Below are 17,817 nucleotides of genomic sequence, written 5' to 3' on the forward strand. Positions count from 1 at the left end.
ACGTCTACCTTCCACTCGTGCCGGGCCGACAGGTCGACACACGTGGGGGTGCGGCCGGACGCGGTCGGGGTCAGGCGGCCCTCTGAGTCAGGCGGTCTGGGTCAGGGTCACGGATGTGATCTGCGCCTTGCTGACGGGGGCGCCGTCGGTGCTGCCCCCCTCGATACCGGGGGAGGTAAGGGCGTCGAGGATGCTGAGACCATCGGTGATCTTGCCGACTATCGTGTAGTTGCTTCCCAGCGCCTGCACACCGGTGGCGTTCGGGTCCTTGTAGATGAGGAAAAACTGGCTGCCGTTGGTGTTCGCACCGGCGTTGGCCATGGCGATCACGCCGCGGGTGTACGTGGCGCCGTCGGTGTTCTCGTTGGCGTAGGCGAAGCCCGGTCCGCCCTGGCTGGAACCGGTCGGGTCACCGCACTGCAACACGAAGATGTTCTCGGCGGTTTCGCGATGGCAGGGGGTGCCGTCGAAGTACTTGGCATTGGCCATGGTGAGCAGGGCGTGAACGGTGCAGGGAGCTTTCGCCGCGTCCAGCGCTGCCTTGATCGTGCCCTTGCTCGTGGTGATGACCATCGTGGCGGGGGACTGGTCGACGGTGTCGGCTGCCGCGGGCAGGCTCACCGGCCGCGACGGATCCCGGCCGTCCGAGGTGTAGGTGCAGGGGCCGACCTTCGTCGACGCGGGCGCGGCGGACGCCGCGGATGATGGTGACCCGGATGGCACCGCAGGTGCGGACGGGGTCGCCGATGCCGACGCTGAGACGGTGGCCTTGTCGTCGTTACCGGCGAACAGCAGCACCCCGGTGACCGTGCCGGTGAGTACTACCACGACGCCCGCGGCGATGACGGCGATCAAGCGCTGGCGGCGGCGTCGCTCAGCCGCGCGGCGTTCCGTCTGGCGGGTGATCCTCGCGGCGGCAAGCTCGCGCCGTCGCCGCGTCTTGGACGTCACCACCTGTCGGTCTCCTTGGTTCCTTGGGGCCGCCGGCGCCGCGACAGTATCCATGATCGCGTCGCCCTCGGCTGGCTGGCCGTTGCGGATACGGGCGGCTTCGTCCGGCTCCGGTGAGGGTCTGTTCATGGAGAGTACTAGGCCCGTCCGATGGATCTCCGATCGCGCGGATCGATGCCCACTGGGCAGGCCAGGGAGGCCGATGAGGTGCCGACGGTGATCCGGTCGTTAGCCGTATGTTCACGATTTTCTCCTGCGTGAGACTCCTCTCCTTCGCTCGTATGAAACCTATTCTGTGGATGGTCCCCAAGGGGTTCGTCCACGAGGAGTGCCGTGTCGGAGATTATCTTGACCTTGGTGGCGGAAGCGCTCAGCGCCGCCGTGTTCGCACTCGTAGCCTCGCTGTTCCGACGGTGGCGGGCATCGGCTACCCACGCGGCCTGATGGACACGAGGCCTGATGGACACGGTCCCCGACCGGCGCGCTGTCTGACCAGGCACGGTGTCTACCAGGCACGGTGTACTGAGCGACCCCTGCGTCGCCACCGCCCACTGCGAGCTGAAGGACCGGCCACATGCCGGTCCTTGTATTGATGATCATATAATTGTTGCGGTGAGTACCACCGTCCTTGATCCGTGTCCCTACTGCCGGTCGCTCTTAGGCTTCGGCGGGCGCGTCCGGTGAAGCCTGGGCCTCTCGTCGCATCTCGGGCCCTCCGCGGGTGGGAGCCTCTCGACGCGCCTGCGACGCCGATTCGCCGCCACGGCTGTGCTGGGCTACGTAGGTGCCCACGCCGATTGCCGCTGCGATCGGCCACTCAACGACCTCCGCCACGGCAAGCGCACCCAGGCCGAGGTAAAAGGCGGTCTGGGCTGGTGATGGCAGCCTGACCGGACCCACCTTCATGCTCTTACCCGGAGCGCGGGGCACCTCGATACGGGCTGTGGCGAACGGTGTCCGCAGCGTCGCCGTGTGCGGGCGTCCCACTTCGCGTTGACCTGCGTCGCGGGCGCGGCCGTTGCCGACGCTTTGATCGTCACGCTCCTCGCTGGCTTCCGCGGCGGTCGTGCCGTTGTCCCGTGCCGTGTCCTGTGCCTGGTCGTCTGTCCTGCTAGGCATCGGACCTCCTTTCCGTTATGTGTTCATCCTCCCGCAGGGGAACCACAGGTAAACGGGAGATCTCAAAATCGAAACCTCCACCTTTCCTTGAAGTAAATTTTTTACTTTTTGTCAAGTTTGCAGCGATTTTTGCATCGATCTTTTGCTCGTGGTTGAGCCCCGGAGGCGCCGGCGTGCCTGGACCGGGTGTTTAACGCCCGCGTCGGGGTATCGGGCCAGCTACACGCACCGGCCGGGCTGTGGCCGGTCAGGACGGTGGCCGGTCGACGGTCGGAGCCGCTTGGTCCTGGTGGCGTGGCGGTGGAGGCTGCCGCTTGACGTGCTGGCCTCTGGTGACCGCAAAGAATCTTACGGTGATGACGGGAGGGTGCAGATGCCCCTTGCAGGGGTTAGGCACCTGCTGTCCGGCATGGGGCTCGCGTCGGTGGCGAGACCGTTTCTGGATCGGATGGAGCCCGCCGTCGCTTTCTCACCCGACGATCCGATTGCCCGGTCCCGGGCAAGTGTCACGGTGCACAGCGTTTGGGGTCCGTCGGGCGAGGCACGGCGCAGGCTGCTGGAGCAGGAACTCGAGCGTTGTCCGGGGGTCGTGTGGGCACGGGTCAACGCACCGCTGGGACGTGTTCTGCTCGCGCTGGCCGATCCCTATCCGACCCAGCGCGAGTTGACGGCGGTCGTCGAGCGGGTTGAGCGCCTTGACGCCAGCGTTACCGACGTCAGCGGCGCTGCGGGGGGTGGTGGCGGTGGGGCGCTGATCGAAGCGGACAGCCACAGCCGCCCGAGGCTGCCCGATCCGCCGGATTCGCCGGCTCCCGTGGTGCGGGCGGCTACCGCGCTGGTCGCAGACGGGGTCGCTTTTGGGGTGGCGTCGGCGGGTCGGGTCGCCCGCTGGCTGCCATTGCCGATCGAGCTGGCCTCGCTCGTCACGGTCGTCGACACCCAGCCGCGACTGCGGGGGATCCTGGAGCGGGCGATCGGCCTGGAGCGGGCGGACATCGTCCTGGCGGTGGCCAACGCAACCGCGATGGGGCTGGCGCACGGGGACGTCGCTATCGGTGTCGATGCGGTGCTTCGAGCCGAAGCCCTCGCGGCCGCCTGCGCCCGCCGTAACGCCTTTGTCGCGGCCGGCGACGATCTGCTCGGCGATCCGGACCGGGCCGCAGCCGACTCGGTGGCCGGCGAGCGGCCCCGACCGCTGCCGAGAGGGCCGCTGGAGCGGTACGCCGACGCTGCCGGGATCGGCGCGCTGGCGGCGTTCGGGGCCACCGCGGCCGCCACCGGCGACCCGCGCCGTGCAGCTGTAGCCGGCATTGCCCTGCTACCGCGTCCCGTGCGGTTCGGCCGGGAGGGATTCTCCCACCATCTCATGTGGGTGCTGGCGCGCCGCGGTGTCCACGTGATGCGTCCCGAGGCCCTGCGGCGGCTCGACCGGGTCGACACGATCGTGATCGATCACGACATTCTGGTAGGTCCCATGCTTGCTGTCGGCGAGGTCATCCCCGTGGACGGCGCGGACCCGAGCGAGGTCGCAGTCCGGGCCTATGCGCTGTTCCGGCCGACCGATCCGGCCGCGTTGGTCACCCGGGACGGTTGGACGCTCGCCCCGCTGGATCGGCTGGACCGGCTGGCTCCGTACGGCTGCTCGGGCATCCAGGAGACCCAGCGGTTGGAAGCCGAGGGGGCTGTGACGATCCTCGGCCTCACGCAGGGCAGCAGCCTGATGGCAGTCGTCTCGGCGATTCCCGAGCGCGCGCCGGCGAGCGAGGCGCTGCTGGCGTCCTGTCGTCGCAGCGGACTCACGGTGTGTGTGGCGCAGGGCGAGCGAGGTCCGACCGACGGTCGCGGGTTTCCGCTGGTCCCGGGCGGACGGCGGCTGGTGGCGGCCATCGCCGATCTTCAGGCCGAGCGTGGCGGTGTTCTCGTCGTCTCACACCGGCGCGCCGCGGTGGGCAGCGCCGACTGCGGTGTCGGGGTCGATGACCACGATGGTTCCCCGGCCTGGGGGGCGGACGTCCTCGTCGGTCGGGATCTCTCGGCTGCGGCGATGATGGTGGAGGCTGTCGCCGCCGGTGCCACGGTGAGCCGGCACGCGGTGCGACTCGCCCAGATCGGGTCCGGCGCGGGTGCGCTGGTCGCGTTGACCGGCGCCGGTCCCCGACTGGTGACCCGCTCGACGCTCATGGTGCACGGGGCGACCGCGCTGTCGCTCGGCAACGGGATCAGAATTGCACGTGATCTCGGGAGGCGTCCGCAGCCGCCGACCAGCCCCCGTACGCCATGGCACGTGTTGCCGGCGCGACGTGTCCTGGAGCAGCTGGGCAGCACCCCCGATGGGCTCTCGCGCGCTGACGCGCTGGCGCGGCGTTCGGAGGTGGCCGGTGTGGGCGCGGTCGGGCCGGATCTGGTCGGAGCCTTCGTCCGGGAGTTCTCCAACCCGCTGACGCCCATTCTGCTCGGCGGGGCGGCCCTGTCGGCTGCCACCGGATCGGTGTTGGACGCGGGTCTGGTGGTCAGTGTCGCGGTCCTGTCCGCGCTCATGGGTGCGGTCCAGCAGCGGCGGGCCGACACCGCTCTGGCCCGCCTGTTCGCCCAGTCCGCGGTCCGCGCACAGGTGCGTCGCGACCGCCGGGATGTCGACGTGACCGCACAGGAGATCGTTCCCGGTGACGTGATCTCGATCGGGCCAGGGGACGTCGTTCCCGCCGACGGCCGCCTGCTGACAGCGACAGATCTTGAGGTTGACGAGTCCTCGCTGACCGGTGAATCCCTTCCCGTCGCGAAGTCCCCACGTCCGGTCGCAGCCAGTCATGTGGCCGCCCGGGCGTCCATGGTGTACGAGGGGACCACCGTGGCCGCCGGTCACGGCAGAGCTGTGGTCGTGGCGACGGGTCTTGCCACCGAGGCGGGCCGAAGCATGGCCGTGGCCGCGGGTCCGGCCAGGGCCGCCGGGGTCGAAGCACGGCTTACCGCGATCACCGAGTTCACCGTGCCGGTGGTGATCGGCGCGGCTGGGATGCTGCTCGCGTCCGGACTCATCCGTGGCCGGCCCGTTCGTCACACGCTGAGCGCGGGAGTGGCGCTGGCTGTCGCAGCCGTGCCCGAGGGTCTGCCGTTCCTCGCCACGGCGGCCCAGCTGTCCGCCGCCCGGCGGTTGTCCGTCCGCGGGGCACTGGTACGAAACCCGCGGACCATCGAGACCCTCGGCCGGGTGGACGTGCTGTGTTTCGACAAGACCGGCACGCTCACCAGAGGCAAGATCGGTCTGGGGGCGGTGTCGGACGGCGCTCGGACCGCCGCCGTGATGGACCTCGATGCCCGCCAACGCCGGGTCGTGGCTGCCGGACTGCGCGCCACCCCGGCCGATGCCGGCAGCGATGCGAAGCTGCCCCACCCCACCGACCGGGCGGTGACGAAGGGAGCGGCTGCCGCCGGCGTCGGGTGCGACCACGACCTGGCGTCGTGGACGGCGGTGGCCTCGCTGCCTTTCGAACCGGGCCGCAGCTATCACGCCTGCCTCGGGCGGGCGGGCAACGTCGCGCTCCTCAGCGTCAAGGGTGCGCCCGAAGCGGTTGTCCCGCGTTGCGTCCGGTGGCGCACCGTGCACGGCAGCGTCCCTCTTGATCGGGCCAGTCGTGCACGGTTGAACCGTGAACACAATGCGCTCGGTCGACGTGGCTATCGGGTGCTGGCGGTCGCTGAACGGCGGATGCCGGTGGCGGCCCGGGAACTGGCTGACAGCGACCTCGACGGGCTGACCTTTCTCGGCTTCCTGGGGCTGTCCGACCCGGTCCGGGCCGGTGCCGGGCCGTCGCTCGTCCAACTGAGCGACGCGGGCGTCCGGACCATGATGATCACAGGTGATCATCCGACCACCGCGGAGACGATCGCCACCGAACTGGGGGTACTCGACAGCGGCCGGGTCGTGACCGGTGCGGAGATCGATTCGTTGGACGACGATGCGCTCGACGCGCTGTTGCCTGAGGTGTCGGTGGTGGCCCGCGGTACCCCGGCACACAAGGTGCGCGTCGTCGAGTCCTATCAGCGGCTGGGCAAGGTGGTCGCGATGACCGGCGACGGGGCCAATGACGCCCCCGCGATCCGGCTGGCCGACGTCGGGATCGCCCTGGGCAAACGCGGCACCCCGGCGGCTCGGGCTGCCGCCGACGTGGTCGTCACCGATGACCGGCTTGAGACGATCCTGGATGTTCTGGTCGAAGGCCGGGCGATGTGGGCCTCGGTCCGCCAGGCGTTGGGTATCTTTGTGGGGGGCAACCTGGGTGAGATCGCCTTCACCCTGCTCGGGTCGGTGGCCACGGGGGCGTCGCCGTTGTCGGCCCGGCAGTTGTTGCTGGTCAACCTCCTCACCGATCTCGCGCCGGGGCTCGCCGTGGCGCTGCGCCAACCCGACCCCGACAAGGCGGGTCAGTTTCTCGGTGAGGGCCCGGAGCAGTCGCTCGGCCGCGCACTCGCCCGGGAAGTGGCGGTGCGCACCGTCGCCACCACGGCCGCCGCATCCGGTGCATGGCTGGTCGCCCGTTTCACGGGCCGGCGCCGCCACGCCGACACCGTGGGGCTGGCTGCTCTGATCGGCGCGCAGCTGGGTCAGACGGTCCTGGTCGGGGGTGGCAGCAGGTCGGTGCTGCTGAGCAGTCTCGGATCCGCGGCCGTGTTGGTTGCGGTCGTACAGACCCCCGGGCTCAGCCACTTCTTCGGTTGTACCCCGCTCGGTCCGGTCGGCTGGACGATCGTGGCCGGTGCCTGTGCGGGCGGGACGCTGCTGTCCAAGGCGCTGGAGCCGGTTGCGGCCCGGGTCGTCCCGGACACCGGAGCCGTGCTCCCGGCCTGGCTCCACCCGGGCCTGTGGCGGCGTGCGGAGGGCTGATCCCGCGCCGTCACAGGCCTCGGGCGAAGCCCCCGGTTATGCCTGGACGGGCCGGTTGCCTGTCATGTCGGCCCCGGGCGCCGCCTTCGCGACCAGGTCCGGGATCACCTCGGACAGCTCGCCCGGCGACCAGCGACCCTGCCGGTCGACGCCCGGACCGTTGACCCAGCCCTCGACAACGGTGATGGTGCCGCCGAATACGGAGAACACCCGGCCGGTTATGTCCTTCGAAGCGGCGCTACCCAGCCACACCACGGTCGGGGAGATGTTCTCCGGCGCCAGCGGGTCGGCGGCACCGGCGGATTCCTTGATTGCCTGAACGGAGGCCAGGTCCTCGGTCAACCGGGTCAGCGCGGTCGGCGAGATCGCGTTGACGGTGATCCCGTAACGACCCAGCTCCTGCGCGGTGATCACGGTGAAGGCCGCGATACCCGCTTTGGCCGCGCCGTAGTTGGACTGTCCGACATTGCCGAACAGCCCGGACGGCGACGTCGTGTTGATGATTCGAGCGTCGTTGGGCTGACCAGCCTTGGCCCGGTCGCGCCAGTAGGCGGCGGCGTGATGGGTCGGTCCGAAGGTGCCCTTCAGATGCACCTTGATGACCGCGTCCCACTCGGCTTCGGTCATGTTCGCGAGCATCCGGTCGCGCAGGATGCCAGCGTTGTTCACCACTACGTCCAGGCCGCCGAAGACCTCGATGGCCTGCTCGATGAGGTTCTTGCTGCCGTCCCAGCTGGAGATGTCGTCGGTGTTGGCGACGGCCTCCCCACCCGCGGCTTTGATCTCGTCGACGACGGCCTGGGCGGGGCCGGTCGATGCCCCCGAGCCGTCGCGGCTGCCGCCGAGGTCGTTGACGACGACCTTGGCGCCCTCCTGGGCGAACAGCTTCGCGTGTTCGCGGCCGATGCCGTTGCCGGCCCCGGTGACGACGACGATGCGTCCTTCGCAGATCCCGGTCATGCCCGCACTCCCGTTGTCATGATTTATCTCCTATATCTGATGGTGCCGTTGTTCCACATGATGGCTGTGGGGTGTTCGACGCGCTGTTCGGCCTGGGCGCGCTGTTCGCCGTCGACCCGCTGTTCGACCGCAACCTGCCGGTTGGTGCGGGTGTCGGCCGGGGTGGATCGGGGGTCCCGGTGAATCCTCACGCGCGGTGGGGTCCACAAGCCACCGAAGCGCCCTGAACGCCCGTCAACGCATCCCGTCTGTGGGCCGTGCCTACGCGACGACGAAGGTCGCCGAGCCCGTGATGTGGACGCCACCGGTCTGGCGGGTCGCGGTGAGTTCGATGTCGACCAGGCGCCGACCGTCCTTCTCGCGTCGGCCGACGACGCTGCCCGAGTAGGTCAGCACGTCGTCGGGCCACGCCTGTTCGCGGAACCGCACCTGGAACCGGCGGATGTTCGCCGCGCCCAACCAGTCGGTGGCGTAGGTCGCCAGGATGCCGGCCTGCAGCATCCCGACCGCGAAAACGGTCGGGAAACCGGCGGCCCGCGCGAACTGTTCGTCATGATGGATCGGGTTCATGTCGCCGGATGCGCCTTGGTAACGGACGAAATCCGTGCGGGTGAGCGGCGCGTCGGTGAACGGGGTCGCGGCCACGCCGAGCTGGAGATCCGCCCAGCTCGTGGGATTCACCGCGGTGCTCGCCGTGCTCGCCGTGGTCGCCGTGGTGGTCATGACGTGGCGGATCCTTCCGTCGGTACCTGGCCGGTGACGATGGCGGTGGACTTCGACTCGGCGACGAGCCGGCCTTCGGGCGTGCGGAACTCGGTGACGAGTTCGACGAACCGCATGCTTCCGCCGCGCGTGCCCTGCTTTTCGTAGCTGGCGCCGATACGGGTCTGGCCGACGAGGCGGGTACCGGCGCGCGGCGGTTCACCGTGGAAGACGAACTCCTGCTCGCCGTGCAGGATCCGGGCCACGTCGCCGATCTCGTCCAGCGGTGGGGTGTTCTCGGGGCCGGTCCAGAAGGCGGCGGACGCCAGGAACGTCGCTGGTGACACCGGCACGTCGGTCTTGAGGTAGTCAGGGTTGGACGACTTGGTGGCGTGGGCGAACTCGCGGATCTTGCCGAGTTCGACATCCATCGTGAACGGGGCTCCGGTCATGGGCCGCTCCTTTCGACTGGCGATTACGCGTTCACGACGTTGTCATCTCTGCGCCCCAGATGCATCATGATCGATCCGCGATCCGCGATCCGCGATCCGCGATCCGCGATCCGCGATCCGCGATCCGCGATCCGCGATCCGCGATCCGCGATCCGCGATCCGCGATCCGCGATCCGCGGGTCCCGGCGTCAACCGTGGAAGCGACGGTCGCAGGGCCGCGGGAAGGGTCGCCGGCATGGTCGACGGCGGGGCTGGCAGCAGGGCCGTTGTCGCCTGTGCGAATCTTTACTGAATGTTGGTTGTATGTTGTGATAGTGTTGCATCACTGATTTCTTGCTGTTGATCGATAGATTTGTGGATTGGAACCGGGCAAGAATTGTGACCGTTTCGTCATTGCGCGAACGACCGGATCCCCTGTGCAGGCAGCCTTCGCCGACCTACCCTCGATCCGATGGCGCAGTTCTCGGACCGTGACGGCCCTACGGTGGGACGGCATCGATCACCCTGGGGGCGATCGGGCCGGATCCTTCCTGTCCGGTGGGGGCGTATCGCCGCCGTAGCCATGGCACTCGTGATGGTCGTGGGGGTGGGGGCGTGGCTCCGCTTCCGGCCGACCGGGGCGCAGGCGGCACCGGCACGCGAACCCGCGGCCACTGTGGCCGCTGCGGCGACCGGGGCAGACGGCGGTGTCGCCGGTGGCGCCGGCGTCGCGACCACGCCTGCCGCAACCGCAGGGGCGGCTCCCGGCTTCGCGACCGGGGTCACCGTCGGTGGTGCTCCCAGCGCCACCGGGCGACTCCCGACGCCGGGTCCGGCACTGGCCGTCGATGCGGGCATCCGGGCCGCCTCTCCCACTGCAATCGTGGCTTCGGCCGCGAGTCTGGTGTTTTCGCCCGCCGTGCTCGACCTCGGCTCGGTGAACTCCTCGGCGACCGTGGAACTGCGTAACACCGGTTCTCTCACCGCCGACTACCAGTTCGCGGCAACCCCGACCTGGCTCGCCGTAGGCCCGTCAGCCGGTACGGTCGCCGCCGGTGGCCGTAGAACGGTCCTGTTCTCCCTCGACCGCACCGCCGCGCCGGCCGGCCTGGTCGACATCTCGGTCGCGGTCGCGGTCCGCAGCGGCGCAACGCAGCCCGCAGGCACCGGGGCGGTCCGGGTGACCGCGGTGGTGTCCGGCCCGCCCGTCATCGATGCGGTCACGGCGGCCCCGTCGATCGTTTACCCGTTGGGATGCGCACCCGCGTCCGGGCCGACTCTGTCGATGGTGTCGGTGCGCGCGACCGACTCGACCGGTGTCTTCGGCGTGCAGCTGGTCGCCCGACTGCCCGATGGCAGGACGACGAGCACCGCACTCAACCTCGACAGCGCGACCGGGCAGCAGTCCGACTGGTCGGGTCCGGTCGGGCCGTCGAACAGCTCCGGCCGGTTGTCGTTCACCGTGACCGTCACCGATCTCAACGGTCTGCGTACCGAATCCGCCGGCTCACTGGAGGTGAGCGACTGTCCCGCCCCGACCGGGTGAGGGCGACCACTCAGTGGTCGCCGCTGGAAGTCGGGGTTCCTGCCGGATTGGCGAAACCGATCCGGGAGGTCCGTCAGGGGTTGTCGGATCGTGGCCCTTACGCCACCGCAGCCGTGATGGAGGCGTTAGGCTTGAGGCATGGCATCGGTGTCGCTGTCCAAGGGCGGCAATGTGTCGCTCAGCAAGGTCGCTCCGAACCTCACGGCGGTGACCGTCGGCCTCGGCTGGCAGGTACGCCAGACCTCCGGTGCGGACTACGACCTTGACGCGAGCGCGATCGTCGTCAACGACTGGGGCAAGGTTCTGTCCGACCAGTACTTCGTCTTCTTCAACAACCTGGTGAGCCCTGACGGAGCCGTGAAGCATCTGGGCGACAACCTCGTCGGCGGCGGCGGGGGAGATGACGAGCAGATCACCGTCGAGCTGTTCGCGCTCACCCCACAGGCATCCAAGATCGTCTTCGCGGTATCGATCTACGATGCGGAGGCGCGCCGGCAGACCTTCGGCCAGGTCCGGGAGGCGTTCATCCGGGTGGTCGACTCGACGGCCGGCACGGAGATCGCCCGTTATGACCTCACCGAGGACGCGTCGACTGAGACGGCGATGATCTTCGGAGAGCTCTACCGGCATTCCAACGAGTGGAAGTTCCGTGCGGTCGGCCAAGGCTACGCCTCCGGTCTGCGGGGGATCGCCCTCGACTTCGGGGTCAACGTCTCCTGAGCATCGGCCATCGCTTCGTGTGTGGCAGGGCATGGAGGCCTGTTTTGGATCTTTTTCTCGATCGCGATCTGACTGGCTGTGGCGGGCTGGACAGAAGATCCAAAACGGGCTCTGAGGAAATTAGCAGCGTAGCCGAGGCTCGAGGCCGGATAGGTCGGAAAAGCGGTCCTGATACGTTGTCTGGAGGTGCTGCAGCAACCGGTCGACGTCCTCGATGTTCGACGCCAGGCCGAGCGACACCCGGATCGAGCCGGCGCTGGGCAGATTAAGCATGTCCAGGTAGTCGTCCAAGGACCGGACACCGTGTCGGATAGAACCGGTGACGGCCGCCTTGGTGATGTGGAACGCGCCCTCTCCGACCCCGGGATTGCAGAAACAGCCGGTGCGCAGCGAGATGCCAGCCGCCGAGGCGTCTCGGGCCACCGCACGTTCGTCCACGACGTTGCCATCCGGGTCCAGCAGGTTGAAGGCGATTGTTCCGCCCCGGTCGCGGGAGTCGGTCGGCCCGTATATCCGCACCATCGGCGCGCCGCTACTATGACATAGTGCGACAAGCCGGTCGAGCAGCCAGCCGGTGAGGCAGGCGACCCTGGTATGGATCAGGTCGATTCCGATGCTGTTGATCCAGGACAGGCCGATTTCGATGTCCGGGATGGCGAGAAAGTTGAGGGTGCCGTCCTCGAACGCGCTCTCGTCCTCGGTCAGTGTGTGCCAGCCGCCCTGCACGCTGACGGCCTGAATCGTCCCACCGGAAAACCACGGTCGCTGTAACCGCACCAACGCATCCCGCCGGGCGATGAGGCATCCCACGCCGGTTGGGAAGCCGAAGACCTTGTACCAGCTCACCGGTATGAAATCGGGGTGGATCGCGGACAGGTCGAGCCGATTGGTCGGGACATAGGCGGCTACATCGAGCAGTACATCATAGCCGTACTCATGGGCGGTGTCCACCCAGTGTAACGGATGTTGGACTCCGGTGAAGTTGCTCTGCGCGGGAAAAGCGAACAGTCCACGGTCGTGCGTCGAGTGGCTGCCGAGGTCCCGCCAAAGGGCACCCTGGCCGCCTGCCTCGGCCCACGACCGGCCTATTCGGCGTTGCGCCGCCCGACGGCGCGGGTGGCCCGCCCACGGAACGGATCCGCTGACCAGCATTCGCAGGGCCGCTTCGGTAACCCCTGGCCTCGGCTGTGCCAGTGCAGCCCGAACCGCCGCGTCGTCGATCCGAAGGTCGGGCGCGGTGACCGGAACGTACTGCGTCACCGCGCCCCGCATGTTCGCGAACTCTCGGATACCGTTGACCGAATTGTGGTTGTCGTAGGTCAGGACGAACCGGGTCCGCGCGCCGAACCGGTATGATTCGGCCACAAGTCGGCATGCTCCGGTTGCGTTCGGCGTGAAGATCGCAACGTATTCGTCCGGCGAGGCGTTGAAGTACTCCAGCACGGCTCGCCGGGTCTGCTCCACCAGTTCCGTGGTCGCCTTCGACGACGGGCTGTCCGAATGGGGGTTACCGAAACAGCGGTTGTGCAGGCGGGCGGCATGCGCGCGCAGTTGCGCGTCGGCACATACTCCTGAGCCGGTGTAGTCCAGGTAGATTCCGCCGTCCGTATCAAGATGGCTGTACTCGACGGCGCGCAGTTCGTCTAGCCGGGTAGTGGTGGCGTAGTGGGGGTAGGCGGCGAGGAAGGCGGACAGCGACGGGTCGATGTCCGCGCCCGACTGGTCGGCCTGGGCTGGGTCGCGCGGTGCCGTAGTCATGCGGACCGGACCGGGCGTACGCTGAAACGGGCGTTCAGTACGAGGTAAGTTGCCGCCAGTAACATGGTTGTGAAGCCGCTGAGAATCGCCCAGTCCAGCCATGCGGAGTGGGTGAATGTCGCGCCGTAGGACGCCAGCAGCGGTGGGCCGAGCGGTGAACCGCCGTGGGCCCACAGGCGTTCCAGCCCGACGCTGTGCCCGAACCCCTCGAAGGCCCACCGGTTGGACATGGCGTAGCTGATCGCCTTACCGGCCGGGGCCATCGCGGGGATCGGCAGTATCGCACCGGAGAACAGCACCTGCGGGAAACACAGCATGGGCAGGGCGACGGTGGCCTGTGCCGGGTTGGACACGGCCGCCGAGGTCAGCAGGCCCAGACAGAGCGCGGCGGTCGATGCCAGCAGCAATGTCACCAGCAAGGCTGCGGCCTGCGCCACGCCGAGGGCAGGTAGCCGATCCAGCGCCCGCAGCACGCCTATGGTGATCGTGTCGACGGCGACCAGCAGGGGTAGCAGGACGGCGAGCTTCGACAGCACATACGGACCGAGCCGAACGCCGACGAGCCGTTCCCGCCGCAGGATCGCCAACTCCCCGCAGATCTGCGGCAGCCCGTAGGTGACACCGAAGAAGAAGCCACCGAAAGTCACCCAGAAGGCCGTCATCATCGTGGCGCCGGGATCGGGGTTCCCGGCGGTGAAGGCATGCGGCCGGAACAACACGACGAACATCAGTAGAATCATCACCGGCGAGCCGAGCAGGATGGCGAGCGTGAGCCGGTCCCGGGCGAGAATCTCGACGTTGCGTCGGGTCAGTAGGTGCCACTGGCGAACCGCCCCTGGCGGTTGTCCCGCGGAGCCACTGGGAGATCTGTCTTTCCCCCCGTCCGAGAACGACTGTGGCGTCGGGGAACTCGGCACATGTTCCTGGTCGCGGGCAAACCGTCGGCCCCAGGTTTGCGGAGTGTCCTCATAGGCAAGCCGGCCGTAGACCTCCTCGATCGTGGCCGTCCCGAAATAGTGGCAGGCCCGGTCCACCGGCCCGACAAAAGCCAGATTGCCGTCCTGAGCCATGAAGACGACTGAATCGCACACACTCAGGTCGGAGACGTTGTGGGTGGCCAGGACGACCGTGGTACCATTGTCCGCCAACCGTCGCAGCAGCCGCATCAGGTCGGCTGCGGTCGCCGGATCCAGCCCGGATGTCGGCTCGTCGAGAAAGAACACCCGGGGTCTGGTCAGCAGCTCGACTGCGACGCAGGCACGCTTACGCTCACCGCCGGACAGCGAGCGGACCTCGGTGCTGGCCAGATGGGCAAGACCGAGCTCAACCAGGACATGTCCTACGGCGTCCGTGAGATGGCGCGGTGACGAGTCGGCGGGCAGCCGCAATCGGGCGGCGTGCCAGAGCGTCCGCTCGAGCGGAAGAGTTCGGTGAATGATGTCATCCTGCGGGACATAGCCCAGGGACGACCGGAACAGCGCCGGATTCGTGTGCCGGTCGACGCCGTCGTATCGGATCACGCCTTCAACCGGTGCGCGTAGTCCCGCCATCGTCTCCAGCAGCATGGTCTTCCCCGCGCCGCTCGAACCGACGATGGCGACCAGCTCACCCGGTGCGACCCGGAAGGTAACGTCCCGCAGCGTTTGCCGTCCGCGTCGCCGGCCCAACCGTTGGCCAACCCCGGCGACGTCAACGCTCAGCCCGGGACGTCGGATTCCACTCGTCACGCTGGCCTCGGTCACCTGCTCCAGCGTGGTGAGCGGCACCGTCCACACCCGGACGGCAGTGAGCGTGCAGACGGTGCAGCCGTGTCTGCGCGGTTCATCGGGTGTGGCATTGCCCGGTTCGCCGGTGGCGGCGTCGTCCCGTCGCGCCGCCGCGAGGCCGATCACATTGCCGGGGACGTCCCAGCGGCCGGAGACGAGAATGAGCAGGTGGCGGACGGGGTCACCCGCGCGGCACACCGTCGCGTCGGCGGGGAGATCGAGCGGGCGCATCGCATCGGCCAGACCGCGCAGCGCCGACTGGGACAGTCCGCGAAGTATCCGTATTTCGCGGAGCGATTTTAATCGTGCGCCCAGCTCACGCCAGGCATCGTCGGTGCCGTCGGGAAGCGGGCTGGGACCGATGTCGCCGGTCGATACTGGCAGGTCGGTTGCGTCCATTGGCGCTCACTTCATTAGGAACCCTTTGTTGATCTTATCGCATGATAGCCGCGCAAGCGGTATCTAAGCAATAAAATTCAATATATCTACCTTATTTATCAAATACGACAAAATATCATGTAGGCCGGAAGTCGGGCGCGATCCCAGTCGTCGGCTATGAAGCGCGACGACTCTGGTTGCCCCGCTGAGCAACAACCATGACGCGGACGGTGAGCGTATTGGCGTCCACCTGGTAGAGGATCCGCCAGGCCGGGCCGGCCGCCTCCCACATGCTGGACCGCGCCTGGGACAGGGGAGTCCCGGCCTTGCGTGGGTCGTTGCGGAGCGGACCGTTGAAGAATCGGCGGATCTCGCCGGCTGTTTTCTCCGGTAGCCGTTGCAGGTCGCGCTCGGCCGACGCTGAGACGATTACCTCGTGTCGCGTGCTCATGCGGCTCGGCCGCCTGCGGGCGTCCCGGAGGGGAAGGTCTGCGTCGGGCATATCCGGTTGTTCACAGGGTGATCGTAGAAGTCTTTCTTGTCAGCTGTCGGAAGTTCCGGTGGCCAGCTGCACGCCTCCCCGCTTCCGGGGCTCCCCGCCCGCTCGGTCGCGGCGGGCGGCACGGGCGCGGGTGATCTGCTGCCAGCCGAGCGCCGCAGCCGGGGGAAAGAGCACCAGCGTGGGCAGCATGTACCGGTAGTCGAAGCACACGGTCGCAGATGGGACGACAAGCAGGGCTGTTCCCGCTGTGACCAGCAGTGCACAGTCGGCTCGGATCCGCCGACGTTCGTCGTGGTCTGCGCCCGACGAACGTCGGGCCGGATTCAGGAACACCGCGGCGACACCGAGTGCCGCCATAGCGCCCAACGCCGGCCCGGGGATGTAGCCGTGGCGCTGGTAGGCCCGCAGAACCGCGGCCGGCGTCGAGGACATGTCACGGGCGACCCGCTCGCCGTCGAAGGTCGCGAGGGGCGCGTTGATGTTCCAGTACGCGGGCACGGGCTCTGCGGGAAACCGCCAGGTACCGACGGGCCAGTCACGCTGCCCCACCCACCGTCCGGGCGCGAAGTAGTGGGCCACATCGCCGGCGACCATCCGCGTGTAGTCCGCCGGCTGGTGCTCGATCACCTGGTGGGCGAAGTCGGTCAGAGCGGCCTTTTTCGCGGCGTCGGGGATGTCGATGGTGAAACGGGGGCTGTTGTGGTTCCACACGTAGTAGTTCGGGCCGGGCCGCTCCCGCGGCGGGTGGGGAGAACAGAGCTGCCTCGTCGCCGGGGTGAGGTCGAGACGTGCGCAGTCGGCTATCGGCGCGACCCGGCCGTAGAGCCAGTAGGCGTCACCGCCGCTCAGGGCATAGGAGCCGTGCACCGAATGGAACCAGAACGCATACCCGAGCAGCGGTGCGGCCAGTGTCCCGGCGAACGCGACCGACCGCGACCACCCGACACGTCTGGCCACGAGGTAGGCCAGCGCCAGCACCCCGAGGACGACACCCACCGTGCGCACGAGCGCGGCGAGCGCAAGCGCACCGCCGGCGAGCCCGCAGGCCCACAACGGCGGTTCCCGACCCCACAGCAGGGCGACGAGCCCGGCGACGAGCAGCGCGTCGAACAGCGTTTCCGCCATGACGAAATGCTCGATGTTCACCTGGTAGGCGTCGAGGAGAACCGGCGCCGCCGCCAATGCCGCGATCATGGGCGCGACGCCGCGTCGGGTCAGAAGTGCATAGAGGGCAAGCCCGAGCAGCAGACCAAGAGCGTGCTGCACGGCGGGCACCACCCACAGCTCACCGGTCACGGACAATGCACGCAGCACAACCGGATAGCCCGCGGGCCGAACGGTATCCGGGGTGAGGTACCGGGCCAGCTGGAGGTACGCGTAGGAGTCGCCGGCGAACTCGAACGCAGGGCGGTAGGCGACCATCGCCAGCACCCGCAATGCGCTGGCCAGGACAATCAGAACGATTATCAGGCGGTGCCGCCGCAGATGTGCCCGGCGTATCAGGTTCGTCGACCGTAGCCGGTTCATCGCCATCTGTATGGGTCGGTCGGCAGCGATGGGGTTAACGGTCGGTACCTCAGCATCTTCATCGACATGAACCGCTCTGTACGGACCCGGCCGGGTCTCCCGTGAGACCGGCGGGCAACGGGCCGGGTACCGGTCTGAATTGGCGCCAGGAAAAGGTATCGAAGGTGTTTTCCTGTCATCAGGTGGGATCGACATATTCGGCGTCTGTCACCGGATGCTTCCAACGTGTTCGTCGACGGTAGTAGTGGTCGCAACCGAGATGCGGTCGGCTACCAAGCGCGTCGAGCCGTGGCGGCCGCGTCGTTCGAGGATCTGCATGGATTCCTTGCATGCCTGTCGGTAAACGATGCCCGGCCCGCAAGCCCGTCCACATCCGAACTGCGTCGACATGCGCACCATGTCTACCGCGAAGGAAGGTAGGTCGATGTGACGTCCGTTACCTGGGGGCGTAATCTTCTGTGACTGTGCGAGCAACAACGGTTTCTGGAGATCCATCGACAAGGACGTCGGCGAGTTCGAAGGTACCCACCGCGTCTCACCTACCCGGCCCGGCGGGCTGTCCTCACTCCCCGCCC

General features: G+C 68.1%; 13 protein-coding genes. 4 read left to right on the forward strand and 9 right to left on the reverse strand.

All coding sequences use genetic code 11. The features are described from left to right. Positions 1-87: 87 nt before the first annotated feature. Together U9978_RS11395 and U9978_RS11400 are read right to left on the reverse strand one after the other, a co-directional pair. Positions 88-954: a peptidylprolyl isomerase gene (locus tag U9978_RS11395; protein ID WP_322761058.1), complete on the reverse strand. Its 867-nt coding sequence runs from the start codon at positions 952-954 to the stop codon at positions 88-90. 654 nt (positions 955-1,608) lie between these two features. Further along, positions 1,609-2,070 carry a hypothetical protein gene (locus U9978_RS11400; protein WP_322761059.1) on the reverse strand — a complete coding sequence of 154 codons (462 nt, stop codon included), beginning with the start codon at positions 2,068-2,070 and terminating at the stop codon, positions 1,609-1,611. A gap of 373 nt (positions 2,071-2,443) precedes the next feature. On the opposite strand from U9978_RS11400, the gene U9978_RS11405 reads away from it, so the two are divergent. After that, positions 2,444-6,952, forward strand: a complete 4,509-nt coding sequence (locus tag U9978_RS11405; RefSeq protein ID WP_322761060.1) for a cation-translocating P-type ATPase — start codon at positions 2,444-2,446, stop codon at positions 6,950-6,952. Between the two features lie 36 nt (positions 6,953-6,988). Here U9978_RS11405 and U9978_RS11410 read toward each other — a convergent pair whose 3' ends face one another. Next, positions 6,989-7,912, reverse strand: a complete 924-nt coding sequence (locus U9978_RS11410) for an SDR family oxidoreductase (protein WP_322761061.1) — start codon at positions 7,910-7,912, stop codon at positions 6,989-6,991. Between the two features lie 71 nt (positions 7,913-7,983). On the opposite strand from U9978_RS11410, the gene U9978_RS11415 reads away from it, so the two are divergent. After that, positions 7,984-8,139 carry a hypothetical protein gene (locus tag U9978_RS11415; protein ID WP_322761062.1) on the forward strand — a complete coding sequence of 52 codons (156 nt, stop codon included), beginning with the start codon at positions 7,984-7,986 and terminating at the stop codon, positions 8,137-8,139. 34 nt (positions 8,140-8,173) lie between these two features. Here U9978_RS11415 and U9978_RS11420 read toward each other — a convergent pair whose 3' ends face one another. Both U9978_RS11420 and U9978_RS11425 read right to left on the reverse strand, forming a co-directional pair. After that, entirely contained in the window at positions 8,174-8,635 is a 462-nt protein-coding gene (locus U9978_RS11420; RefSeq protein ID WP_322761063.1) for a MaoC/PaaZ C-terminal domain-containing protein, read from the reverse strand. Next, positions 8,632-9,066, reverse strand: a complete 435-nt coding sequence (locus U9978_RS11425) for an FAS1-like dehydratase domain-containing protein (RefSeq protein ID WP_322761064.1) — start codon at positions 9,064-9,066, stop codon at positions 8,632-8,634. Before U9978_RS11425 ends, U9978_RS11420 begins: the two co-directional genes overlap by 4 nt. Positions 9,067-9,652: 586 nt before the next feature. Between U9978_RS11425 and U9978_RS11430 the strand changes: the two genes are divergently transcribed. Together U9978_RS11430 and U9978_RS11435 are read left to right on the forward strand one after the other, a co-directional pair. Then, entirely contained in the window at positions 9,653-10,591 is a 939-nt protein-coding gene (locus tag U9978_RS11430; protein WP_322761065.1) for a BACON domain-containing protein, read from the forward strand. Positions 10,592-10,729: 138 nt separating this feature from the next. After that, positions 10,730-11,311, forward strand: a complete 582-nt coding sequence (locus tag U9978_RS11435) for a TerD family protein (protein ID WP_322761066.1) — start codon at positions 10,730-10,732, stop codon at positions 11,309-11,311. 120 nt (positions 11,312-11,431) lie between these two features. Here U9978_RS11435 and U9978_RS11440 read toward each other — a convergent pair whose 3' ends face one another. The 4 genes from U9978_RS11440 to U9978_RS11455 all read right to left on the reverse strand — a co-directional run bounded on the left by U9978_RS11440 (position 11,432) and on the right by U9978_RS11455 (position 17,248). After that, positions 11,432-13,069, reverse strand: coding sequence for an aminotransferase class V-fold PLP-dependent enzyme (locus tag U9978_RS11440; protein WP_322761067.1), 1,638 nt, complete (start codon positions 13,067-13,069; stop codon positions 11,432-11,434). Further along, positions 13,066-15,234 (reverse strand): ATP-binding cassette domain-containing protein, encoded by a 2,169-nt coding sequence (locus U9978_RS11445; protein WP_322761068.1) that lies wholly within the window; start codon positions 15,232-15,234, stop codon positions 13,066-13,068. The genes U9978_RS11440 and U9978_RS11445 overlap by 4 nt, the downstream gene beginning before the upstream one ends. Before the next feature lie 154 nt (positions 15,235-15,388). Continuing rightward, positions 15,389-15,664 (reverse strand): type II toxin-antitoxin system RelE/ParE family toxin, encoded by a 276-nt coding sequence (locus U9978_RS11450; RefSeq protein WP_322761069.1) that lies wholly within the window; start codon positions 15,662-15,664, stop codon positions 15,389-15,391. A 90-nt stretch (positions 15,665-15,754) separates the two neighbouring features. Beyond that, on the reverse strand, positions 15,755-17,248 hold the full coding sequence (locus U9978_RS11455) for a hypothetical protein (RefSeq protein ID WP_322761070.1): 1,494 nt from the start codon (positions 17,246-17,248) through the stop codon (positions 15,755-15,757). Positions 17,249-17,817: the final 569 nt, after the last annotated feature.

Origin of the sequence: Protofrankia sp. Cr2, from assembly GCF_963555885.1 — a bacterium.
Lineage (GTDB): Bacteria > Actinomycetota > Actinomycetes > Frankiales > Frankiaceae > Protofrankia.